A 19,434-nucleotide genomic window follows, 5' to 3' on the forward strand; every position below is an offset into this window, starting at 1 on the left:
GGTGACGGGCTCATTCCCCAATCCGCCCGGGTGGTTGCAGCCACAGGTGCCCTTTTGTGTTGTGTGGAGAAACTAACCGGCGGTGATGCCGCCATTCTGAGGGTAAACCGATGGACAAAGAGCGCTTAACCAATGTCCCCGACTTCTTTGGGGAGCTTGATGGCGGAGTCTTCGAAAACAAAATCGCTGCCGTTCTCAACGATGTGGCTTCTGGCGTACTCAATAACCGTGCAAAGGGCAAAGTCACTATCAGCCTGGAGATCAGCCCGTTCGATGATAACCGGGTAAAAATTTCTCACAAGCTGTCTTCCGTGCGCCCAACTGCCCGCGGAAAGTCGTCTGAAGAAGACACCACGGAAACACCGATGTACGTCAACCGGGGCGGCAAGCTCTCGGTATTACAGGAGGACCAGGGGCAACTGTTCACCCTGGCTGGCGAGACTGACGCGAAATTACGCGGCACCAACTGATTATTACTTACCCGACAATTTAAGGATCATTCATGTCACAGCAACTTGATTCAACCGCCATTGACCAGGTACGCGAACTGGTAATGAGCCAACTGGCAGAAGAAAAGCTTGCCGGTGCTGACTGCCCTGCAGTAGCGGTACCGACAAATGTTCATGTTCAGTCACTGGAAAACCTCTATACCGGGCGCTTCCGGTTTCGCGGGAAGATGGAAACAGCCAGCATCGACGACTTTGTCCGCTATTCAACTGGCTATGCCGCCGAAGGTACCCGCTGTTTTATCAATGCCGACAAAATGCGGGCGGCTTCCGTATTCAACCTGGGTACGCTCAATGAACCCGGCCATGCTGATAACACTGCCGTTCTCGCCCTGAAGCGCACCGCGCCCTACTCTGCGCTGCTGAATATCAACGGCGACCGTAACAGCCAGAAGCAGCTGGCCGAGTGGCTGGAAGACTGGTCCGATTATGTCACTGGCTTTTCGGCTGACGGTGAACCCATCGATGCCAAAAAGGCCGCAGCTTCTGTTCGCAAAATCACAATTGATGCCGTCCGCAGTGCTGACTATGAAGATCAGGACTTCAGTGGCAAACGCAGTGTGATGGAAAGCGTGGAAGCCAAAAGCAAAGACATTATGCCAGTGGCCTTCGAGTTTAAGTGTGTACCGTATGAAGGGCTGGAAGAATACCGTTTCAAAGTGCGCATGAGCATTCTTACCAGTGATTCTCCTGTTCTGGTTCTGCGTATTGTCCAGCTTGAAGCCTACGAAGAAGAAATGGCCCAGGAGTTTCGTGACCTGCTGGTTGAGGACTTCAAAGACAGCGCCGTAGAAACCTTTATCGGCGTATTCCAGGCCTGACAGCCCAGCCTTAAATGCCCCACCCGGGGCATTTAGTGAAGCGCATTCAATTTAATTATCGCCACCCGGCGAGGGATCCGCTCAACCAAAATTCAGCGCGGTGCAGCGCGTAAATAACACGGAGAACTGACCACATGAATATGCCTCTCACTGATATGCCGCTGGAGGAATTAATTAGAACAGCGAGAAGTTATGCCACCAGCATGACACCAATAACTACGTATACCGAAATCATGAACGAACTGATTAACCGCGTTGATGTGCTGCGTGTGCGTGGGAAGGTTTTAGTTAACGAAAACGCAGCAATCAAATGCATGAATGACTGCCTGGCGGAAGAGCTGCGTGGCCACCAGCCGGCTGGCGCTGAAATGCACTTCATTTGGCAGAAATGCGAAACCCCGCTTACCGAGGAATTAATCGCAATCATCCGGGCTGAGGGTGTGGAAATGTTTGGCAGGAAATATCCCTCTGCAGGAATTATTGCTATGTCATTTGCTACCAGTCTTCGGCAGGAGGGGAAAGATGGCAGAGCTTATTGATGAAGCCAACGAACGCGCCGAATTTAATATCAGCATAGCGATAGCCAATGCCCGTATTAACCACGATGCGGTTTCTGCAACTCACTGCAAAGATTGCGGCGAACTTATTCCAGAAAAACGCCGTGTAGCCGTTCCCGGTTGCACCATGTGTATTGAATGCCAGACACTCACTGATAAACGTAGAAAAGCAGGTACTGCATGAATCATTTAATGATTGATATTGAAAGTATGGGCACCAAACCCAACGCACCAGTAGTTTCCATTGGCGCCGTATTTTTCGACCCTGAGTCCGGTGAGTCAGGGCCTGAGTTTTACCAGGTCATTGACCTTACCAGTGCCATGGCTACCGGTGCCATTCCTGATGGCGATACTATCTTGTGGTGGCTTAAGCAATCACCCGAAGCGAGGGCAGCAATTACCACCAGCGATAGCGTCTCTATTAATGCGGCGTTACTCGGCCTGAGCGCGTTTATTAAAGACAACACCAATGCTGGCAGAGTCCAGATATGGAGCAATGGCGCGAACTTTGATGGCGTTATTCTTCGGGCCAGCTATGAGCGTATTGATATTCCCTGTCCATGGAAATTCTGGAACGAACTGGATGTGCGAACCATTGTCGCCATGGGGCGAGCGGTGGGTTTCGATCCGAAACGGGATATGCCTTTTGAGGGTGAACAACATAACGCCCTGGCTGATGCCAGACACCAGGCAAAGTACGTATCAGCTATTTGGCAGCGAATCGTAAAACCATAAATAATCTAATGGCCGGGTGCAGCCGGTCGTTATACGGAGAAACTTATGCTGAACCTCGATTGTGTACCGATCTCAACTTATTGCAAAGAAACTGGTGAGACAACTGAAGCTATCAACAAACGTATACAACGTGGTGTTTGGTTTGAAGGTATTCAGGTTCTGAAAGTGGAAGGCGTTAAGGAGAGATGGATTGATCTAAATGAGGTTGCTAAATGGGCCAGACAGAATCGCCTAAACTCCCGCGCGGCGTAACGATCAGGAAGCATCGCCAGGGTGAAACAATCAATATCACATTCACATACCGAGGAGTTAAATGCAGGGAGCCCCTCTCCAATCTGGATGTAACCCCGAAAAACGTTAAATATGCGGAAAGGGTTCTCGGTGAGATTTACAACAAAATTGAACGGGGAACCTTTGTCTATGCCGAGTATTTTCCACGCTCTGCTCGTCTCAAGATTTTTGGTAATGCGGCATCAGGCAAAACAGTAAAAATGTATCTCGATGAGTACCTGGTGATCTGTGAAACAAGAAAGCTGTCCCCATCGACGGTTGTCGGCTACAAGAAATGTCAAAATGCATTAGCCGGGCTCCATGTGTTGCCCGCTAGTGAGTTAACACCGGCAGCTTTGAAAACATGGATTCAAAACCAGAATACGACTTTAAAGACTATTCGGAATCAGCTCTCTTTCCTGCGTTCTGCACTTGATGAGGCCGTTACCGATGGTGTGTTGCAAATTAACCCTGTATCGCTGGTTACAGCATCACGCTATCAGAGTGACAAATCAGGAACAAAGAGTCGTTATGTAGTTGACCCGTTATCTCCAGCAGAAGTCGATGCTCTACTATCCGCAGCAGGGAATAAGCAGTGGGAGAATCTTTTCAGATTTGCCATACATACTGGGCTTCGCAGTTCAGAGCTGTGTGCTCTACGTTGGTCTGATATTGATTTCATACACAGAACGGCTCACGTTCAGAACGCCAGTGTTGTCGGTATTATCAAAGGGACAAAAACTAAGGCCGGCACACGAAAAGTGGAATTGTCAGAAGAGGCGATAAGCGCATTGAACAACCAGAAACCTTTCACCTTTATGAAAGGTAATACTATTTTTGAGGATCCAAAGACGGGCACCCCTTGGGCCAGCGCCGATGCAATCAGGAAAAAAGCATGGGTGCCTACGTTGCGAAAGGCTGGTATTAGATACCGCAATCCCTACCAAACCAGACATACATATGCGACCCGTCATATCAGCAAAGGAGCAAACCTGTTTTGGCTATCATCACAAATGGGACATAAAGGACCAGAAATGCTGTTCCGGCACTATGGTTCATATCTAGTTGAATATGATGGAAATACCTCCAATAAATCACTATATAAAAATTAAATTTTTTACCATCAATAATGGGTGAATACTATTCGCCCATGCATTATCACAACACCAATACCCGTTGCAGCACTTTTTACCTTGCAAATTTTAGAGAACCACATCTATTTTATAAGTGAACTTCACACCTCACTGACTGTCGAAAATGTAAAGATGTTTTAGGAACTTTTTCTATCATAGCTATTGTGTTATAATCTTGCGCCCTCTTTGCTGCGGGGGTATAAAATAACCTCAAATGGATTCTTCGAGGCATGAGAAGGAGGTCTTTATGTCAGAGTTTGTCATGAAGATGTTTGGTGTTAGTGACGTTGTCAAAGGCGGTCAAGCAATGGCTGACAGATTGAACAAATCTGGAGTCAAAAACATCAAAGTTGTTGGTCGAGGGGCGGTTATTGTTAATACAGCAGCTGACCCAGACAAAATTCATCGTATTAGAAAAGCTGCACGTAAATTCGTTGAACAAGACGCTGTTGCAGTTGCAGCAGCCAACACTAAGAACAGCGACGATTAACTAATGCTTGCATTGCTAATCATACCACTTCTGGTTAGCGGTTCTTTACTGGTAACATCGCCGCATAATATTAAGCTTTTCTACAGATTACATCGCTATGATGGCCAGCTTCTTTATATGAAGGTGGCCACATACGGTGTATATGCTTTTGCTACTGCTTTGCTTTTTGCATATGTCTTAAAATTTTTCTGCCCAAACTTAGCTGTTGCGACCTGGTTATCTCACCTAATAGATGGAAGCTCAGATCCAAAAGAAAATCGCATCACTTCATGGTTAATACTGCTTTCCGTCACGACATGTGCGTTAGCCATAATATGGCTACAATTATGCCGATTTCGCATGCACATCGCTGCTTGGATGATAAGCGGCAATCAAGACATAAACTTTGCCAAACAAGTGATCCGGCTATATGAGCTGGAAAAACTGCTATCTGATGGCTCATTAGGTCAATTATTTTTTTACTCGGCAACTGAAGATAGACCAGTACTTGTGAGCCTCAAATCAAGAAAGGTGTATGTAGGCACAGTTAACATGATTAGTGAGCCAAATGAAAAACAGGGTCCAAATTTAGAGATTTCGATCAGTCCTATCATGTCTGGTTATAGGGATAAAGACACTCTTAGGGTACTGTTTTCAAATGATTATAATGATCTTGATGATGTAGATACCAGCATAATTTTTCCTTTAAGTGAAGTATCTCATGCATCTTGGTTCAATATGGACATACATGAAAAAGTAGATAATAGCCATGAAAATAAACCAATGAGCAATAGAAAAAAGAAAAGGCATTATGGAAGGAAAAGAAATTAAAAAGTCATAATTAACGCATTTAACAACACAAAAAATACTCTCCAAAGCATTCACATATAACTTTCCACAACTTATACCTTACATAGACAGCAAAGTGTACGCACAGTATACGCAATGATAAAAAATTAATTAATAATAAATAAAATCAAAAAGTTATAATTAATCGGGCGCGGGTTCAACTCCCGCCAGCTCCACCAAAATCCTCCATCGGTGATTACCAGAGTCAACCGATGAAGTCCTAAGAGCCCGCACGGCGCAAGCCCTGCGGGCTTTTTTGTGCCTGCAATTTATCCGTAATTATCTAAGTTGCCCCACCTGAATCCAGTGATTATTGGTACACGTTTAGGTATACCAATTCATAAAGGACCGGCCACAGTGGCACGAACAACACGCCCCTGGACCAACACTGAAGTTCTGCGCGCTAAGGCGTTAGAGAAGAATCTAACGCTGCATGATGGCGACGGGTTTTTCCTGGTAGTGAAAACCAGTGGCAAAAAGCTCTGGTGCTTTCGCTATCAACGTCCGGCAACAAAGCAGCGAACAATGATGGGATTCGGTACCTTCCCCGCCCTTTCTCTTGCTGATGCCCGAGGGTTAAGAGCGGATTACCTTGCCTTATTAGCTAATGGAATCGACCCGCAAATTCAGGCCGAAGTTGCAGAGGAACAACAACAAATCGCTCTGGACCGTATTTTTCGACTGTAGCGGCTAATTGGTTCCAGCGCGACCCTTGTCATATGTTCATGTCCACTTTGCGTCCACGACAATATTTTTATTCATATCTCTTCCGTGTGTCTCTCACAAATTTGTGATGGCACTCATCACAGCGTTCCTCATCCAGCGGAAACAGCCTGGCCCATAATGAGCGCTTCACTCCGCAATCCATACAGTGCTTCATAGCGAGTATTTTCATTCCGTTAGTCCCCTTCCTGGACGCTGCAACCATATAAACCAAAACAGTTTTTTGCCAATCGTTTCTGCTGATCGATTATTAACAATTGATCGCTGCCACCGATCACGTTAAAAACCAATGTTCCGACCCATTTCAGTTTGCAAAATCGTCCTGGTAAGCCGGATAACAGCGACAGTTCTGTGGAAGCATCCCACCTTCAGTTCCACGCTCTTTTAAAGATCTTCCGACATATAAACAGGAACTGCCTCCTCCTGGCACAGACCATTTAGGGAATAAAACCGCAAAATCACCACGCTGATGTTGATACTGGTTATGCATACAGCATATACTGTAAGGATACCCAGTAAAGAGGACGTAAAGCATGTTTGTGGAACTCGTTTATGACAAAAGGAATTTTGATGGTTTGCCGGGCGCCAGGGAGATAATCCTGGGCGAATTAAGCAAAAGAATGCAGCGTATCTTTCCGGATGCAGAAGTTCGGGTTAAACCAATGATGACACTGCCAGCAATCAACACTGACGCCAGCAAGCACGAGAAGGAACAAATAAGCCGGGCGGTACAGGAAATGTTTGAAGAAGCGGATATGTGGCTCACGGGCGAATAGCAAGCCTGAGTAACATGTCACAGCCGCAGCCCATCTCTGCCATAAAGGGCTGCGGTGCTGAATTTCACACGGAGTAGCAAACCCCGCCTGGGTGAGTCTTCCAGCCCTCATATAGCGGTAATCATCAACAAGCCTGCTCTGAACATTTTCATATACAGCCAAACTGTATTGTACAGACTCACCAGGTTGATTACCTCACCAACCAAACTACCGCCGCCTTCCCTTCGCCACAGAAGCAGACCAGCTAAAATCACTGACTTCACTCTCCTTCATTGACTCAGGTTTCTTACGGCGCACCGGTTTTTTCTTCGTTTTTTCAGCCTGTGCTTTCTCTTTTTCCAGCTTCACAGACATCACCTGTTGCCGGGCTTCAGCAGTCAGCTCTTTCTCTTTTTTGCCATCTGGCTCTTTACCGGTGCGTTCACGGTATTTCTGTATCAACCCTTGCAGCGTTTCCTCAACCACCAGGCGTTCATCGGCATTGAATTGGTCGATAGAAATCATTTTCGTGTCTTTCATAAGGTAGCGTCCGTTGGCAAGTAAGGCTCTCAGTGTACAGGAATCCCCATAACGGTAACTGATGCTATCGCAAATAAATTCAGGTAAGTACGCAGGCCCTTCGCCAGATGGGCGATACCCATGGCAAGGCTGAAGCACCACACCAACAACAGCGTGAGTGGCGGCAAGACCGCGGGTATATTAATCACACCTAAAAGCCAGAGTTATTTCTACCGGAAATACAGGTGAAAAAGAGCTAAAAATGGAAAAATAAAGGCTATTAATAACGTAGTGAAAGTATATTAAAACTATTACCTGGAAATATAATAACTAGCCAACGAATACCATTAATAGAAAGTGCAATGAGTTCATTTTCTCGCCTGAACCACTCCATGCTAATACCTATTTTTATCTAAAAAACTTGCACTCATCTGATGCAAGTAAATATCCACAAAACCAGTAAATAAAATAAAAACCATTAAAAAACAATAAAATAAATAAATGCATTATTCATAAAAAACACTATTTACCGATCCATAATAGTGCAATCAACCACATATTCATGTTGCCTCATATTTTTATAGGCACTACCCACATTTTTCATCATTTATATCATGCGTCACCTGTTGCAACATCAGGTCAACGTTATTGTAACGTTTTCACTAATCCTGGGGTGAAAACCTCTGGCCGGAGAAAACCTGCTGATTCATTTATGAGATAACAATGATGACAAATAAACCTGTAGACAGTGCCAGTACCACAACCATTGAATTAAGCACTATCCAGCCTATTCCACTCAATGAGCGCCACGGTAAACCACAGAACCTGTTTACCATCTGGTTTGGTTCCAACATCATGCTACTCACGGTGATAACCGGAGCACTGGCTGTCAGTATCTTCCATTTATCGTTTTTGTGGGCGACCGTTGCGGTTTTGATTGGCAACCTTGCCGGTGGTTTGTTTATGGCACTCCACTCAGCGCAAGGGCCGCAGTTGGGCGTGCCGCAAATGGTGCAAACCCGTGGCCAGTTCGGCTCCTATGGTTCTGTGCTGGTCGTGGCACTGGTTGTCATCATGTATATCGGCTTTCTGGCCTCTAATTTAGTGCTGGGCGGACAGTCTCTGCATGCCATTTATGCACCCGTATCCACCAATATGGGGATAATTGTTTCTGCACTGCTGAGCCTGGTTGCCTGTGCATTTGGCTACAACCTGATCCACGCCTATACCAAAGTGATGTCGTGGGTTTCAGGTATTATCCTGGTCGCCGCCTTTGTGTGGATAATTTTTGTCACCGGGTTACCGGCCAATTTTCTGGCACGCGGTGATTTTAATTTGAGTGGTTTCCTGGGTGCCGTTTCCATTGCTGCATTATGGCAGTTGGCTTATGCCCCCTATGTCTCTGATTACTCGCGCTATATGCCGAAAGACATCAGTGAAAAAAGTGTCTTCTGGTGCAGCTACCTGGGGTGTGTTCTTGGCTCCCTGTTCCCCATGATCCTCGGTATTCTGGTTTCCGTATGTATTGGCGATGGTGATTTAATCAACGGCATTGTCAATATGACAGGCGGGCTGTCTTCTACCGTTATCATCGTGTTTGCTGTTGGTATTGCCGCCACTAATGCCATGAACCTGTACTGCGGTGTGCTGTGTACACTCACACTGGGCCAGACTTTTTTCCCTAAATGGTCCCCTCTTTCCGGCGCACGTATTGCCGTATCCATTATTACGGTGCTCATTGAAGTCTTAATTGCAATCTATGGGCAGGAAAACTTCCTGGTCAATTACACCAATTTTATTCTGATGCTGCTCTATGTACTGGTGCCATGGACTGCCATTAACCTGGTGGATTACTACCTGGTCGCACACGGCAATTATGACGTTGCCTCGTTTTTCCGCCGGGATGGCGGCATTTATGGCTACTTCAATTCAAAAGCTATTTTCTGCTACCTGCTGGGCATTATTGTTGAAGTCCCATTTATGTCCACGGCCATTTATACCGGCCCGGCAGCCACAATGTTAGGTGGCGCAGATATTTCCTGGATAATCGGCCTGGCGGTAGTATCACCGGTTTATTACCTGCTGTGCCGCACTCAGCCTGCCGTACAAGTATCATCCGTTAAATCCTGAGAGAGCCAGCAATGACTAAAAACGAATTTGATTACATCATTATTGGCGGCGGCTCTGCAGGTTCGGTTCTTGCCGCACGGCTTTCTGAGCACAGCGAGCTGAGTGTTTGCCTGGTTGAAGCGGGCAGTAACGATGCCACGCCACGCATCCAGACACCGGCCGGAACCATCACGCTATATAAAAGCCAGAAATACAGCTGGAATTACTACTCAACACCACAAAAGAGGCTGGGCGGCCGGCAAATTCATGTTCCGCGCGGTAAAGCGCTGGGTGGCTCATCATCCATGAACAGCATGATTTATATCAGAGGGTTACCCTCAGATTATGACCGCTGGGAACAGAAAGGTTGCCCAGGCTGGGGCTGGCAGGATGTTCTGCCCTGGTTTAAGCGCTCAGAGAAAAACCTGCTCAATCAGTCTCCCGAATACCACGGGTTTAATGGCGAATTACTGGTTGATAAACCGCGGGACACCAACCCGGTGTCTGCTCTGTTTGTCGCGGCAGGTGTGCGGGCAGGCTTGCCGGAAAATAGTGATTTTAATGGCGCATCACAGCCAGGTGTTGGTATCTATAATGTGACCCAAAAAGAGGGCAAACGGTTATCAAGCTACCGCGCATTTCTGCATCCCTGCCTGAACCGCCCCAACCTGACAGTCATAACGGGCTGCACGGTAGATACTTTGATTCTCAAAGGAAAAGCGGTTGCTGGTGCCAAAGTAATTTTACAAGGAAGTGATGCGCCAACTGAGTTAATGTGCCGCCGGGAAGTGGTGCTCTGTGCCGGTTCTATTGGTTCCCCGCATATTCTCATGAAATCGGGTATTGGCCCGCGGGCGTCACTGGAGGCGGCCAGTGTTGCCGTTGCCCACGACCTCCCAGGGGTTGGGCAAAATTTGCAGGATCACCTGGATGGCCTGGTTACAGTGCGAACCCGCAATCCATTAACGCTCGGCTTCTCACTGGCGGCATGGAAACCTATTCTCACCTCGCCATTCCGCTACCTGTTCCGGCGCAAAGGCTGGCTGACCACCAACTATGTCGAAGCCGGTGGGTTTGCCTCTACCCGCTTCACCAAGCATCACCCGGATATTCAGTTCCACTTTGTACCGGGTTATCGCAGCCACCGGGGTCGCCTGTTTGAATGGGGGCATGGTTATGCCATTCATACCTGTGTTCTGCGCCCGAAATCTGTCGGTGCGCTGCGCCTTACGCCGGAAAAACAGCCTGAAATTGATTTTAACTTCCTTGCGGATCCATCCGATGCCAGTGTACTGGTCGAAGGGATAAAAGCTGCCAGAAATATCCTTGCCCAGCCTGAGTTTTCCGCGTTTTGCGGCAAGGAAATGCTGCCCGGTAAACAGATACAGACCGATGAGCAACTGCTGCAGTACGTGAAAGAAAACTGTGCCACCGTATTTCACCCGGTTGGCACCTGCAAGATGGGAAATGATGCCATGAGTGTCGTTTCCCCTGAAACACTCAGGGTCTATGGCATTGATAATCTGCGGGTTGCTGACGCATCTATTATGCCTGACCTTATCAGCGGCAATACCAATGCGCCTTCAATCATGATTGGCGAGCGCGCCGCACATATGATCCTCAACGCAACCACAACACCGCAAGGTGTCGCCCACGAGGAGCAAGCGTATGCATAACAGACAAAGCTGGGAAAACCGCCTGAACAATCAACAGTTTTGTTCCTGGTCAGTGATTAATGGTGAGCGTTACTTTGCCAAAGATGGCGGAAAGTTACCGGTCATCAACCCTGCTACCTGTTCAGTCCTCACAGAGGTCACCGCGTGCCAGAAAGCAGATATTGATGAAGCGGTGCATTCGGCACGGCGTACATTTGATTCGGGCATTTGGTCCGGGCAACCATTGCAGGTGCGTAAGGCAGCATTGCTGCGGCTATCACAACTGATTCTTGAGCATAAAGAAGAACTGGCGCTGCTGGAAAGCGCCAGTATGGGGAAACCAGTAATGGATGCGCTGAACGGGGATATACCCGGCGCGGCCCACGTGATTGCCTGGTATGCCGAAAGCATCGATAAAATTTACGGTGAAGTTGCCCCCACACCGCCTGGTTCGCTCGCCACCATCACCCGCGAACCCATTGGAGTGGTTGCCGCCATTGTGCCGTGGAACTTCCCGCTGGATATTGCCGCATGGAAAGTTGGCCCGGCGCTGGCAGCAGGTAACAGCGTTATTCTGAAACCTTCAGAAAACGCCCCGTTTACCGCCATCAGGTTGGCTGAACTGGCACTGGAAGCAGGGTTACCCCCAGGCGTTCTGAATGTTGTAACAGGCTCTGGCATTGAAGCCGGGGCCGCACTGGGCAAACATCAGGATATCGATGTGGTCACGTTTACCGGGTCTACCACGGTTGGCAAAGCGTTCATGGCATACTCAGGCGAGTCTAACCTGAAACAGGTATGGCTCGAATGTGGTGGTAAAAGTGCCAATATTATTTTTGCCAATTGCCGGAATTTGGATGAAGCAGCAGAAAAAGCCGCGTTTGGTATCTGTTTTAATCAAGGGGAAGTGTGCTCTGCAAACTCCCGGTTGCTGGTTGAACGCTCAATCTACCCGGCCTTTATTGAAGCCCTGCTCAGCAAACTGCACGCCTGGCAGCCCATGCACCCGCTGGAGCCGCAAGCCAGAATGGGTGCCATGGTTACATCTGCTCATAAAGAGAAAGTGCTGGGTTTTATTGCTACGGCTCTTGAGCAAGGCGGTGAACTGCTCACTGGTGGCACTGCTTGTGAAATTGAAGCATCAGGCAATTACATCTCACCCACAGTAATTAAAATCCGCGATGAAAATGCCGCTTTATGGCGCGAGGAAGTATTCGGGCCGGTACTGGCAGTAAAAGTGTTTGACGAAGAGCCTGAGGCGATTCAGTCTGCCAACAAGCATATTTATGCCCTTGCCGCATCGGTCTGGACTGACGACCTGAATCAGGCTCACCGGGTTGCCCGCAAGCTTAATGCAGGCACCGTATCAGTTAATACCGTAGATGCGCTTGATGTCACAGTACCTTTTGGTGGCAACCGGCAGTCAGGGTTTGGCCGCGACCTCTCTTTGCATGCTTTTGACAAATTCACCAAGCTGAAAACCACCTGGCTGGCATTGCGCTAGCCTTGTAATAGTGCGCTTTGGGGCTTCCCCAAAAGCGCACCATGCCACAGGCATACTCATAAGTTTTCACAACAAATCACATTACATTGTTCGCGCTATTATGAATAAAACCGTCATGCAAACGGTAGTAACGGCGGTAAATCACACCACTTGCCAGCATCAAAATCGCAGGCAGCCCTATCATCATAAATTCCAGCCCAATAACAGTAGCAGGTGCTTGTTCAACACCAGGCTCGTAACCCACAACAGATAACCCCACACCAACAATAAACCCACCAGCCGCACCGGCAAATTTCACCAACATTGTTTGAACTGAAAAAATAACACTTTCACTCCGCCGGCCAGTTTTACTTTCCCCGTAGTCAACAACATCGGCCAGCATTACCGTTTGAAGTGCATTCGCAATTCCTACACCAAACTTAATGGCAGCCCCAGCCAGTCCAATAATTAATACATTAGCTGGTGAAATTACGCCCATTGCTAACAAAAGCAGGCAAGATAAAATAGGGAAACCACATGCTATAAACCACAAATTTTTACGAGGGAGAACTGCAGCTATTCGGGGAAATAAAAATACACCCGCGACCTCAGCAACACCCGCCACCATCATATAAACGGGGAATAACTCTGCATTTCCAATTGCGTAAGAAAAATAATAAATAGCAAAGCCGCCAACTAACAAATTGGCTATCTGAAAAAACAATACAGAGCCGATTAACGCTTTCAGCTGATCATTTTTAACAATAATATTAACAACATCTTTAAAACCAAATTTCTCTGTTGCCTTTTCAGACTCAGATTTGGTTTTTTCTTTTACATTCCGTGCGATTAAAAATGCACTCATAATAAACAGCACTGCAATCAACAACGCAACATTAAAGAAACCTGCTCCCTGGTCGCCACAGCCCAGTCTGCCGACAATATATAAACCATAAGCCCCGGTGATAAACCAGGCCAGGCTGGCAAACAAGCGGGGCCATACAACCAACTTTTCACGCTCGCGCCGGGATGCTGACAATGCCGGAATCATTGACCAGTATGGAATATCCATAATGGTATAAGTCAACCCCCACAGGATGTAGGCTGCTGCTGCATAAATATAGAGAGCTGGGCCTTCAAAAAAGTGCGTACTGAACAGGCCAATAAATACAACGGCATTCAAAAGTGTGCCAATGATAATCCATGGGCGAAACTTACCGTATTTTGAGCGGGTATTATCCACAATCATGCCCATAACCGGGTCTGTAATAGCATCAATAATGCGTGCAGCTAAAAAAACCGTTCCGACAAAAGCCGCTGGCAACCCAGCCACATCGGTAAAATAAAACATTAAAAAGATATAAACAGGCGCACAAGCAAAATCTTTCCCTAATGCACCAAGGCCATATGATAATTTAGTTTGCAGAGTAATCCCTTCTGACATATGTATCCCTCAATACAGATAACGCATTTTTCTTTTAGCCAAAACACCGGGTAGCGATGTTTCACCATGGTTAATCAGATGCTGATATTAACTTCCTGTTTTTTTATTGCTGTGACCAAAACCCTTCCGATGGAAACGCTTACATTTAAAATTTAAAAATGAGATATCGCGCTTTTTTTAATCCATACACCACAGAAGAAAAATAAGGTTTATCTATCAAAAATTAGTAATAGATTGCCAGCCCCAGCAAATAGTGGCGGCAATCATTGCTGGTGAATATTCCTTTCTCCGCAGCATCGCACCTCACTTCCAGCCTGTCATGTTACCTACACAGACCCCCACTACACTAAACCTGGCTCCACAAACAAAAAACATGAGCACCTAACCAGAATGAAACCCATTAAACTTGCAGCAACCTTTATTGACCCAAGTGTACGACTGCGTGAATGCCACACAGGCCAGCAGTGTGAAATTCTGGCCGCAACCGCCATGGAATACAGCACATTGGGGGATTTTTCATATATTGGTGAGTACTGTACCGTTGCCGATACAACTATCGGGAAATTCACTGCGATTGCCAACCAGGTGAGGATTGGCGCACCCAATCACCCAATGTCACGCCCGGCTCAGCACCGCATCACCTACTGCCCGGAGTACTATTCCCCGCATGCAGAAAGAGACCATGCATTCTTTGCCCGCCGCCGCGCCGCTACAGTCACTATTGGTAACGATGTTTGGATTGGTCATGGTGCCATTGTGCTACCGGGTGTCACTATTGGCGATGGCGCAGTGATTGCCGCAGGAGCGGTTGTCAGCAAAGATGTAGAGGCTTACACCGTGGTGGGTGGTGTTCCTGCCAGAGTCATTCGCCCACGCTTTGCCCCAAAAACGGCACAGCAGTTACAACAAATAGCCTGGTGGAACTGGCCGCTGGATACCATTATTGAGCGGCTGGCAGACTTTCAGAATGAAAATATTGAAGCATTTTGTGCAAAGTGGCTGGCACCAAACCAATAAATCCCCCAGGCCAGAGCACCAGCTCTGGCATCACGGTTCCCATACAAGCAACAGAAAGCCTCGCACAAACCCAATGATTAAATTAGGGTTTATTCCTAATGCATCACCGATTTCATTGCGCCATACTCACTACCACTCATGTACTGGTCATGTTTAGTGAGGAAATGATGAAAAAAACAGTAATGGTATTATCTGCGCTTTTGCTGGCATCTCCGGTTTTTGCCGCAACAACCCACGCAACTGACGAAACCGTTGCCACAGCGCACGAAGGTGCCAATACCGCAAAGGAAAAACTGCATCAGGCACAAGACAAAGGTGATGAACTGAAGCTTAAATCGGAACATGCCGCTGAAGGCAAAAGCGACACGCTGAGTAGTAAAGTCAGCGAAGGTTCACAGAAAGCCTGGGACAAAACCAAAGAAGGCACTGAGAAAGGCTGGGATGCAACAAAAGAAGGGGCCGAAAAAGGGTGGAATGCCACCAAAGACGGCGCTGAAACACTGAAAAAGAAAGTCAGTGAATAACCTGGTTACCCTCTGAGCCCCCTGATGGCCGCAAACGGTGTTCTGGCATACAGAATATAGCGGCCTTCAGGGCTTACCCCTTTCCCCTGCTGCACAAATCCCCGCTTTTCATAAAATTGGCAGGCTGAAATATTAGCCACCAGGCATTTCAGTGAAAGTGTCTCGCCCACTTCCTGCAAGCAGTGTTCCAGTAACGCAGTTCCCACTCCCCTATGCTGGCAAGCGGGGGCAACATACAAATGATGAAGAAAAGTATCCGGCAGCCACACAGCAGCAAACCCGGCAACTGAGCCAGAAAGGCGGGCAACAACTACCTGTTCACCGGCAATTAACCGGGCAAACTCACTGTCGGTATGGTGTTTTTTGATAAACACCGCGCTGGTTTCACGTGCATGGTTAAATAGCTGACATAACACCGGTAAATCTGCTTTTTCGGCACCGGTTATTTCTGCTCTTGCCATAAACCCCCCCTGCTTACTATTCCCTGTATAACGTTAAACCAGAGGTGAAGCACAAAACACAGGCTGGGAAAATATCGCCATTTTACCAGCCTGAATAGCAGTGCTGTATGCGGTTAATCTTTCATGAATTCACAAGCACGGTCTGCGCCTTTTTTGCACAAGCCGTCCATCATTTGGTTTGCCTTTTTCTCGTCTTTCGCCACACCTTTACCGTAATAGTAAGACAGTGCAAGTTTGTATTTACCATCCTCACTCCCCAGTTTTGCAGCTTTCGCATACCACTGAGTTGAAGTTTTATAATCTTTATCCACACCCTGGCCATATTCATAAAGATTGCCCAGTTCAATCATAGCTGGTGCTGAGTTCTGTGCGGCGGCTTTTTCAAGCAGTGGGCGGCTCTTTTTATAATCATGCTGTACTTCGCCATAGAATGCGCCCAGTATCAGGTAACCACAGGTCGCTTTCTGGTCCACTGCTTTTTGCAGCAAGGTTTCGGCCTGTTTCATATCCGGCTTACCCACCTCACCCTTTGCATACGCCAGGCCCAACTGGCACTGAGCCTCAGCATCTCCCTGCTCTGCCTGTTGTTGTAATTTTTCCAGTGCAGTAGCAGCAAGTACCTGGCCACTAACAGCCACACCCATAATCAGCGCTAAAAGACGTAATTTCATTATTTTTTCCCAGTGGTATTGTTCATTAAAGGGGATTATTTATATCAGATTTTCCTAATACATTGAAGTTTTCCACAAATGAAAACCATATAAAACAAGCAGTTCTCTACAAATACTCCGTGCCAATTATTAAGTTTGCAGTAAGATAAACGCTTTATATTAAAGAACGGAGAAATAACGATGCCGACAATATATGTTGTGACATTAAAATATATCAAACCACTGGAAGAGGTTGATGCCCTTATTCCGGCGCATATTGAATGGTTGAAACAAGGCTATGCCGATGGAGTATTTCTGGCCTCGGGCCGCCAGGTTCCCCGTGTGGGCGGTGTTATTTTGGCACAGTGTGCCAATAAAGAATCGCTTATTGAAAGATTGCAGCACGATCCCTTTTCCAAAAATAAATTAGTAGAGACAGTCATTACCGCCTTCGAACCCAGCATGTGTGCCGATGCACTAAAATCATTGCTGTAATGACGCACAGGCGAAGCCATTTTTTCCCTATGCTTCGCCTGCTGGATTAATGGTGACCAAACCACTGCGCTACTTTTTCACGCTCAGGCACACCACCGCTATGCACCACTTTTCCATCCATCACCACACCAGGCGTACGTAAAATCCCATAGCGTGCTATTTCTTCAATGGCATCCACTTTTTCCAGTTGAATGGTTTCCCCTGCATCGTGGGCTACCTCCTCAATGACCTGCCAGGTCTTGCGGCAATTAGCACATCCGGAACCTAACACTTTGATGTTTTTCATCCGTTTTCTCCTGTTAAAAAAGCGCGTTAAATACATAACCGACTAACACAATTCCACAGGCCACAACGCCCGTGAACGTGGCAATCAAACGCAATTTCAGTACCTTGCGCAGAATCACCATTTCAGGAAGTGATAAGGCCGTAACACTCATCATAAACGCCAGGACCGTGCCTAATGCTGCACCTTTGGCTAACAAAGCCTGAACCACTGGCAGTATCCCGGCAGCATTGGCATACATTGGCACACCCGCGGCTACCGCGAGCGGAATAGACCACCAGGCCTGTTTTCCCATAATGCTCACCATCATATTTTCCGGCACATAACCATGGATCAGTGCGCCAACGGCAATCCCCGCCAAAATAAAAGGCCAGACCCGCCCTACTATTTCTCTTACAGCCCGCCGCCCTTGTTTTATTAATTCAATCAACGGATATTGTTCCTGGGCTACGCTGGCATCAACACGTGGCATCTCCCGAACCCAGTCTTCGAGGTAACCGGTCATATTAAGTTTGCCAATAACCCACCCACCCGCCATAGCAACAGACAACCCCATCGCCAGGTAAAGCAGTGCTATTTGCCAGCCAAACAGGCCAAACAATAAAACCAGCGCAACTTCATTAACCATGGGTGCGGCAATTAGAAAGGAAAATGTCACCCCAAGTGGGATCCCTGCCTGCACAAACCCAATAAACAACGGTACAGCAGAACAAGAGCAAAAAGGTGTCACCACCCCCAGCAGAGCTGCCAGAACATGTGAACCCACAACACCAGGTCTTGCCAACAATGCACGGGTTCTTTCTGGGGTGAAATAGCTATTCACCATCCCCATCACAAACACCACCCCGGTCAGCAGCAACAACACTTTGGGTGTGTCGTAGAGAAAGAATTGCAGCGCCTGGCTGGCATGGCCGCCAGGCGCTACAGGCAATAGAGAGACCAGGGCTACCGAAAGTGGATAAAGAAGACTATACAGCGCCACCCACACCACGCCGCCCACCAGCAGCCAAACAGCAGGCCAGCGCCGTAGCGCACGCTGAAACAACGCTAAATGGCACATATTTTCCTCCTAAGCCCAGTTTCCTGTTAAGAAGACGCAGCAAAGCAGAAAAAGATGCAGATTATTTTATTACTGGAGAAGAGGAATTACGGGGAACAAACCGGCATACCGCACCATTCTGGTCTGTTTGCACCTGGCACTTTTGACACATAACCTGGTACAAACGCCGCCGGGCACGCAACAAGCGGGACTTCGCCGCCGGGAGCGATAACTGGTGCGTTACTGCATACTTCGCAACTGTCACCCCTAGCAGGTCACAACTGCGGACAATATCACTGTCAGCTTCAGCCAATTCACTGAGCACCCGCGGCAGGCATTGGTGAGCCAGTTGATCAATCACGGCCACGCCCCCATTTTCAGGCGCAGCAGCTTCGCATTCAGGAGCCAGTTCCAGTGGAACATAATGCCTGTCGCGCCGGTATATATCGGCCAGGCAGTGGCGCGCCACCTGGTAAAACCAGGCGCGTGGATTGTGTATGGTGCAGAACCCACCGTGGCAGGAAAGTGCTCGCAAGAACACATCCTGAATCACATCATCCACGCTGATTTGGGCAGGCAACTGCGGCAACAACCAACGGCGAAGCTCATTTGAAAAGCAGCCCCAGGATGCTTTCAGGCATGGCGGTACACTACGTTGCTCGTCAGTCATAAACAACTCATCCACGCACAAGGTGGTTGCAGAATACGCCGCAGATAACAGGCAAACTGTTTAGTTACACGCATTTCCGTAACTTTTCCCACGGCATTGCGCAGCCCTGCACCGGCTCACAAAAATACCAGCAAATAACGTGATCTACTTCACGTGAAAACATCATGTTCTGTGAAGACAGTCACTTTTTATGCTTGTTACCCCCAAACCCGTGGCGGCCTGAGCAATTCAGGTGTTCACAACCCTCACCGCCCCCGTCATGCTGAT

At 47.7% G+C, this 19,434-nt stretch carries 24 protein-coding genes and 1 pseudogene; 17 read left to right on the plus strand and 8 right to left on the minus strand.

The window, feature by feature from the left end; all coding sequences use genetic code 11:
- Positions 1-110 precede the first annotated feature (110 nt).
- The 11 genes and pseudogenes from LC084_RS10950 to LC084_RS11000 all read left to right on the plus strand — a co-directional run bounded on the left by LC084_RS10950 (position 111) and on the right by LC084_RS11000 (position 6,839).
- Entirely contained in the window at positions 111-470 is a 360-nt protein-coding gene (locus LC084_RS10950) for a hypothetical protein (protein ID WP_226571277.1), read from the plus strand.
- Between the two features lie 32 nt (positions 471-502).
- Entirely contained in the window at positions 503-1,327 is an 825-nt protein-coding gene (locus LC084_RS10955; protein WP_226571278.1) for a YfdQ family protein, read from the plus strand.
- A gap of 134 nt (positions 1,328-1,461) precedes the next feature.
- On the plus strand, positions 1,462-1,866 hold the full coding sequence (locus LC084_RS10960) for a hypothetical protein (protein ID WP_226571279.1): 405 nt from the start codon (positions 1,462-1,464) through the stop codon (positions 1,864-1,866).
- Positions 1,850-2,068 carry a TraR/DksA family transcriptional regulator gene (locus tag LC084_RS10965; protein WP_226571280.1) on the plus strand — a complete coding sequence of 73 codons (219 nt, stop codon included), beginning with the start codon at positions 1,850-1,852 and terminating at the stop codon, positions 2,066-2,068. The genes LC084_RS10960 and LC084_RS10965 overlap by 17 nt, the downstream gene beginning before the upstream one ends.
- Complete coding sequence (locus tag LC084_RS10970) at positions 2,065-2,619, plus strand: 3'-5' exonuclease (RefSeq protein ID WP_226571281.1); 555 nt, start codon at positions 2,065-2,067, stop codon at positions 2,617-2,619. Before LC084_RS10965 ends, LC084_RS10970 begins: the two co-directional genes overlap by 4 nt.
- A gap of 45 nt (positions 2,620-2,664) precedes the next feature.
- The gene (locus tag LC084_RS10975; protein ID WP_226571282.1) at positions 2,665-2,871 is read left to right on the plus strand and encodes an excisionase; all 207 of its coding nucleotides are present in this window, start codon (positions 2,665-2,667) and stop codon (positions 2,869-2,871) included.
- The gene (locus LC084_RS10980) at positions 2,832-4,001 is read left to right on the plus strand and encodes a site-specific integrase (RefSeq protein WP_226571283.1); all 1,170 of its coding nucleotides are present in this window, start codon (positions 2,832-2,834) and stop codon (positions 3,999-4,001) included. The genes LC084_RS10975 and LC084_RS10980 overlap by 40 nt, the downstream gene beginning before the upstream one ends.
- A gap of 268 nt (positions 4,002-4,269) precedes the next feature.
- A complete protein-coding gene (locus tag LC084_RS10985; RefSeq protein WP_226571284.1) occupies positions 4,270-4,512 on the plus strand; it encodes a hypothetical protein in 243 nt (80 codons plus the stop codon).
- Positions 4,513-4,515: 3 nt separating this feature from the next.
- A complete protein-coding gene (locus tag LC084_RS10990; protein ID WP_226571285.1) occupies positions 4,516-5,322 on the plus strand; it encodes a hypothetical protein in 807 nt (268 codons plus the stop codon).
- A gap of 375 nt (positions 5,323-5,697) precedes the next feature.
- A pseudogene (locus LC084_RS10995) lies at positions 5,698-6,044 on the plus strand (integrase arm-type DNA-binding domain-containing protein); the annotation flags it as partial.
- A 552-nt stretch (positions 6,045-6,596) separates the two neighbouring features.
- Positions 6,597-6,839, plus strand: a complete 243-nt coding sequence (locus tag LC084_RS11000; RefSeq protein ID WP_226571286.1) for a DinI family protein — start codon at positions 6,597-6,599, stop codon at positions 6,837-6,839.
- A 207-nt stretch (positions 6,840-7,046) separates the two neighbouring features.
- Here the strand turns inward: LC084_RS11000 and LC084_RS11005 are convergent, their stop codons facing one another.
- On the minus strand, positions 7,047-7,358 hold the full coding sequence (locus LC084_RS11005; RefSeq protein WP_226571287.1) for a hypothetical protein: 312 nt from the start codon (positions 7,356-7,358) through the stop codon (positions 7,047-7,049).
- A 29-nt stretch (positions 7,359-7,387) separates the two neighbouring features.
- Positions 7,388-7,546: a hypothetical protein gene (locus tag LC084_RS11010; RefSeq protein ID WP_226571288.1), complete on the minus strand. Its 159-nt coding sequence runs from the start codon at positions 7,544-7,546 to the stop codon at positions 7,388-7,390.
- Between the two features lie 514 nt (positions 7,547-8,060).
- On the opposite strand from LC084_RS11010, the gene LC084_RS11015 reads away from it, so the two are divergent.
- From LC084_RS11015 to LC084_RS11025, 3 genes are read left to right on the plus strand one after another with little or no spacing between them, the layout of a single operon-like run.
- Positions 8,061-9,467 (plus strand): purine-cytosine permease family protein, encoded by a 1,407-nt coding sequence (locus LC084_RS11015; protein WP_226571289.1) that lies wholly within the window; start codon positions 8,061-8,063, stop codon positions 9,465-9,467.
- An 11-nt stretch (positions 9,468-9,478) separates the two neighbouring features.
- Positions 9,479-11,122, plus strand: coding sequence for a GMC family oxidoreductase (locus LC084_RS11020; protein WP_226571290.1), 1,644 nt, complete (start codon positions 9,479-9,481; stop codon positions 11,120-11,122).
- Positions 11,115-12,605, plus strand: coding sequence for an aldehyde dehydrogenase (locus LC084_RS11025; RefSeq protein ID WP_226571291.1), 1,491 nt, complete (start codon positions 11,115-11,117; stop codon positions 12,603-12,605). Before LC084_RS11020 ends, LC084_RS11025 begins: the two co-directional genes overlap by 8 nt.
- Before the next feature lie 76 nt (positions 12,606-12,681).
- On the opposite strand, the gene melB is transcribed toward LC084_RS11025, so the two are convergent.
- Positions 12,682-14,028, minus strand: a complete 1,347-nt coding sequence (melB, locus tag LC084_RS11030; protein WP_226571292.1) for a melibiose:sodium transporter MelB — start codon at positions 14,026-14,028, stop codon at positions 12,682-12,684.
- Between the two features lie 390 nt (positions 14,029-14,418).
- Between melB and LC084_RS11035 the strand changes: the two genes are divergently transcribed.
- Both LC084_RS11035 and LC084_RS11040 read left to right on the plus strand, forming a co-directional pair.
- A complete protein-coding gene (locus tag LC084_RS11035) occupies positions 14,419-15,045 on the plus strand; it encodes a DapH/DapD/GlmU-related protein (RefSeq protein ID WP_226571293.1) in 627 nt (208 codons plus the stop codon).
- 167 nt (positions 15,046-15,212) lie between these two features.
- On the plus strand, positions 15,213-15,569 hold the full coding sequence (locus tag LC084_RS11040; protein ID WP_226571775.1) for a hypothetical protein: 357 nt from the start codon (positions 15,213-15,215) through the stop codon (positions 15,567-15,569).
- Between the two features lie 5 nt (positions 15,570-15,574).
- On the opposite strand, the gene LC084_RS11045 is transcribed toward LC084_RS11040, so the two are convergent.
- Entirely contained in the window at positions 15,575-16,030 is a 456-nt protein-coding gene (locus LC084_RS11045; RefSeq protein WP_226571294.1) for a GNAT family N-acetyltransferase, read from the minus strand.
- 113 nt (positions 16,031-16,143) lie between these two features.
- On the minus strand, positions 16,144-16,701 hold the full coding sequence (locus LC084_RS11050) for a tetratricopeptide repeat protein (protein WP_226571295.1): 558 nt from the start codon (positions 16,699-16,701) through the stop codon (positions 16,144-16,146).
- Between the two features lie 180 nt (positions 16,702-16,881).
- On the opposite strand from LC084_RS11050, the gene LC084_RS11055 reads away from it, so the two are divergent.
- Positions 16,882-17,175, plus strand: coding sequence for a YciI family protein (locus LC084_RS11055; protein WP_226571296.1), 294 nt, complete (start codon positions 16,882-16,884; stop codon positions 17,173-17,175).
- A gap of 46 nt (positions 17,176-17,221) precedes the next feature.
- Here LC084_RS11055 and LC084_RS11060 read toward each other — a convergent pair whose 3' ends face one another.
- The 3 genes from LC084_RS11060 to LC084_RS11070 form a co-directional block, all read right to left on the minus strand.
- On the minus strand, positions 17,222-17,461 hold the full coding sequence (locus LC084_RS11060) for a thioredoxin family protein (RefSeq protein ID WP_226571297.1): 240 nt from the start codon (positions 17,459-17,461) through the stop codon (positions 17,222-17,224).
- Between the two features lie 13 nt (positions 17,462-17,474).
- On the minus strand, positions 17,475-18,518 hold the full coding sequence (locus LC084_RS11065; RefSeq protein ID WP_226571298.1) for a permease: 1,044 nt from the start codon (positions 18,516-18,518) through the stop codon (positions 17,475-17,477).
- A gap of 61 nt (positions 18,519-18,579) precedes the next feature.
- The gene (locus tag LC084_RS11070; protein WP_226571299.1) at positions 18,580-19,167 is read right to left on the minus strand and encodes a sigma factor; all 588 of its coding nucleotides are present in this window, start codon (positions 19,165-19,167) and stop codon (positions 18,580-18,582) included.
- Positions 19,168-19,434: the final 267 nt, after the last annotated feature.

It is taken from the genome of Mangrovibacter yixingensis (assembly GCF_020523985.1).
Taxonomy (GTDB): Bacteria; Pseudomonadota; Gammaproteobacteria; order Enterobacterales; family Enterobacteriaceae; genus Mangrovibacter; species Mangrovibacter yixingensis.